This is a genomic window from Allobosea sp. P1_A7, assembly GCF_056406775.1.
Map to the genome: position 1 here is coordinate 1 of NZ_JBFTZN010000431.1, position 3255 is coordinate 3255.

Annotated in this window: 5 protein-coding genes; 4 read left to right on the top strand and 1 reads right to left on the bottom strand. The window is 64.2% G+C overall.

Features of this window, described 5'->3' with window-relative positions:
• The 4 genes from AC1D34_RS35690 to AC1D34_RS35705 all read left to right on the top strand — a co-directional run.
• Positions 1–597 (top strand): carbohydrate ABC transporter permease (locus tag AC1D34_RS35690; protein ID WP_476826803.1); only part of this gene is annotated, 597 nt, incomplete at its 5' end.
• Between the two features lie 94 nt (positions 598–691).
• Complete coding sequence (locus AC1D34_RS35695) at positions 692–1588, top strand: dihydrodipicolinate synthase family protein (protein WP_441506970.1); 897 nt, start codon at positions 692–694, stop codon at positions 1586–1588.
• 25 nt (positions 1589–1613) lie between these two features.
• On the top strand, positions 1614–2288 hold the full coding sequence (locus tag AC1D34_RS35700; protein ID WP_476769464.1) for a GntR family transcriptional regulator: 675 nt from the start codon (positions 1614–1616) through the stop codon (positions 2286–2288).
• A 353-nt stretch (positions 2289–2641) separates the two neighbouring features.
• Positions 2642–3031 carry a VOC family protein gene (locus AC1D34_RS35705; protein WP_441506972.1) on the top strand — a complete coding sequence of 130 codons (390 nt, stop codon included), beginning with the start codon at positions 2642–2644 and terminating at the stop codon, positions 3029–3031.
• A gap of 104 nt (positions 3032–3135) precedes the next feature.
• Here AC1D34_RS35705 and AC1D34_RS35710 read toward each other — a convergent pair.
• Positions 3136–3255 (bottom strand): SDR family oxidoreductase (locus AC1D34_RS35710; protein ID WP_476826804.1); only part of this gene is annotated, 120 nt, incomplete at its 5' end.

Genomic DNA, 3255 nt, shown 5'->3' on the forward strand with positions numbered 1-3255 from the left:
CGGGCGGGCGGGGCTGTGCTGATCGGGCTCGGGGTCGGCGTGCCAGCGGGCTACGGCATCGCCCGCGGCAAGGCGACGAAGTTCGCGATCCTGATCCTGGTCGCCCGCATGACACCGGCCTTGTCCTACCTGATCCCGCTCTTCCTGCTGTTCCAGATGACCGGGCTCGTCGGCAGCATCACGGCGCTGGTGATCACGCATCTCGTCATCACCATTCCGATCATCGTCTGGATCATGATCGGCTATTTCGAGAATGTGCCGATGGAACTGGAGGATGCGGCGCGCATCGACGGTGCGACGACCTGGCAGGCCTTTCGTCATGTCGCGCTGCCGCTGGCGCGGCCCGGCATCGTGGTCGGCGGCATCCTCGCCTTCATCTTCTCCTGGAACAACTTCATCTTCTCGGTCGTGCTYGGCGGCAAGAACAGCCGTACCTTGCCGTCTGCAGTCTACAACTCCCTGACCTTCGAGCAGATTTCCTGGGGGCCGCTCGCCGCTGCCGCGCTGCTGGTGACGCTGCCGGTGCTGCTGCTGACGGTGCTGGCTCAGCGTCAGATCGTCGCCGGATTGTCGGCCGGAGGGCTGAAGGATGGCTGAGYCGCACCTCGATTTCCGTGTCTTCCCGACCTTGCGTCAGTTTTGACTGCAAACTAACATGTCAGACATTCATATCTCAGGAAAGCTCCCTCCAATGGCTATCGACCCGAACCGCTTCGGCCTTTCCTGCGCCATCACGACGCCGATGCGGGAGGGCGGAGCCGTCGATCTGCCGCGCCTCGTCAAGCATGCGCGCCACGTGCTGGCCGAGGGCTGTGACTCCGTCACGCTGTTTGGCACGACGGGCGAGGGGGCGGCGCTTGGCCTGCCGGCGCGTACCGCGATGCTGGGCGCGCTGGTCGGTGCCGGCGTCGATCCTGGCACGCAAATCTATGCCGGCGTCGCCGCTGCCTCGCTGCATGAATCGATCGAGCAGGCCAAGGTCGCACTCGATATCGGCGCCAAGGGCCTGCTGGTCGCGCCGCCCTTCTATTTCAAGGGCGTCAGCGACGAGGGACTCTTTGTCTGGTTCTCGCAGTTCTTCGAGAAGCTGGGGCCGTCCGCCCGCAACACCATCCTCTACCACATCCCCTCGGTCACGGCGGTCGACATCAGCGTCGGGCTGGTCGAGCGGCTGAAGAAGGCGTTTCCGGGCATCGTCACCGGGGTGAAGGATTCCTCGGGCAGCTATGCGAATACCGAAGCCCTGCTCAAAGCTCACGGTGAGCTTGCCATCCTGGTCGGTGACGAACGGCTGCTCGCCCGCGCGGTGAGGGCCGGGGCTCAGGGCTCGATCTGCGGCGTCGCCAATCTGGTGCCGGGGCTGCTTCGGCCGATGGTTTATGAAGGGACGGAGAGCCCGGTGGTGAATGCGCTGGTCGACGAGGTCTGCAGCTATCCGGTCCTGCCGGCAGTCAAGGCCCTGGTCGGCCATCTGCATGGCGACAAGGGCTATAGCGCGATGCGCCCGCCGCTCGAGGCTTTGAGCGAGGCGCAGCGACAGCGCTTGTTCGCAGCCTTCGACACGATTACGCGGGCCAAGGCCGCCTGAGGAGCCACGAGAGGAACAGGAGCGCATGGGCGAGAACGATCAGGAGCGCGACGGCGAACCGCTGAAGCTGCGGGACAAGGCCTATGTCAGCTTCACCGAGCGGCTGCTGGCGCGAGAGATCAAGCCAGGTCAGTTCGTCACCCAGCGCGAGCTCGTGGCGATGACTGGCCTGCCGCTCGGCGCCATTCGCGAACTGATCCCGCGCCTCGAGGCGGAAGGTCTGATCAAGACCGTGCCGCAGCGCGGCATGCAGGTTGCCCATGTCGATCTCAACCTGATCCGCAATGCGTTCCAGTTCCGGCTCTTCCTCGAAAAGGAAGCGACTGCGCTCTACGCGAAAACGGCGACGGACGAAGAGATCGCCGAACAGCGTGAACGCCACGAAGCGATCATCCGGAGGGCCGCGGCGGGTGGCGACGAGACGCTGATCGAGGACGCCGAGGATGTCGACCGGCTGATGCACGAGGCGATCATCGATCACCTCGACAACGACATCGTCTCAAAGGCCTTCCGGGTCACCTGGCTGAAGATCAGGCTGATCCGCCAGTACGAGACGCGCATCCAGAACCACATCCTGGTTCCGGTGATGCAGGACCACCTGAAGATCATCGCGGCCATCGAGGCGCGCGACCCCGAACGGGCGGCAGCCGAGATGAGCGCGCATATCGGGAACGCCCGCAACCGGGCCATGAGCTACTGAAACATGAGCTACTGAAGCATGGGCTACTGAAGATCGCGATCGGAGAACGCGGTATTGGCCGGCGCGGCCAAAACGGACCGCGTCCTGCTCTTCGCCGAGCGGCCGTCACTCGCTCTGCGATGTGCTGGAGATCATGACGCGCTATTCCTACGGGCCGATCAAGCGGATGCGGATGTCGAGCCGATTGCGCTGCCGGTGAGCTCCGCTCCACTGTCGTGGCCATCTCGCGCGATCATATCCTGGCTCGTACCGCGTCCGGCGCTGCTGGTCGCGACCACGCTCTGGTCGCCGCTTGACGAGCCCGCTGCCAAACCTGGTGATGGGCAAATGGCAGCGTGGTTCGGAGGCAAACCTTGACGATTGCAAGACCGTCGCATGACGCGACCCAGAAGCTGATCACCTTCCTCTATTATCGCGATCTGCCGCAGGCGATGCGCTTCTACGAGGACGTGCTCGGGCTCGAACTTACGATCGATCAGGGCTGGTCGAAGATCTACCTCATCACCGAGGGGGGCTATGTCGGCCTCGTCGACGAGAGCCGGGGCAGTCATCGCGCCCACCCGGTCAAGCCGGTGCAGATCTGCATCCGCGTCGCTGATGTCGACGGCTGGCATGCCTATGTCGAGAGCGTCGGCGTCTCCGCGCTGAAGCCGCCGCGCAGCCATGAAGCGCTCCGGATCCGGGCATTCGTGTTCGATGATCCGGAGGGCTATCAGATCGAGATGCAGTCGGCGCTCGTCTAAAGCATCGGCCCGAAACGTGGGCTGCGGTCCTCGGGAAAGCGGATGCAGGCACAGAAGGTCAGATCATCGGAGCCGGTACGGTATCCGGTCCGATGATCCAGGTGTCAGCTCGGGAAGGCTGCGACTGCGCAGCTCTGACCGCCATCGACGGGCAGGCAAACTCCGGTGATGAAGGCTGCTTCGTCCGAGGCCAGGAACACGGCGGCCGCAGCAATATCCCAGGC

Excerpts from the sequence above, each read along its gene's own strand:
- AC1D34_RS35695 (WP_441506970.1), top strand. The coding sequence starts at position 692 with ATGGCTATCGACCCGAACCGCTTCGGCCTTTCCTGCGCCATCACGACG.
- AC1D34_RS35700 (WP_476769464.1), top strand. The coding sequence starts at position 1,614 with ATGGGCGAGAACGATCAGGAGCGCGACGGCGAACCGCTGAAGCTGCGG.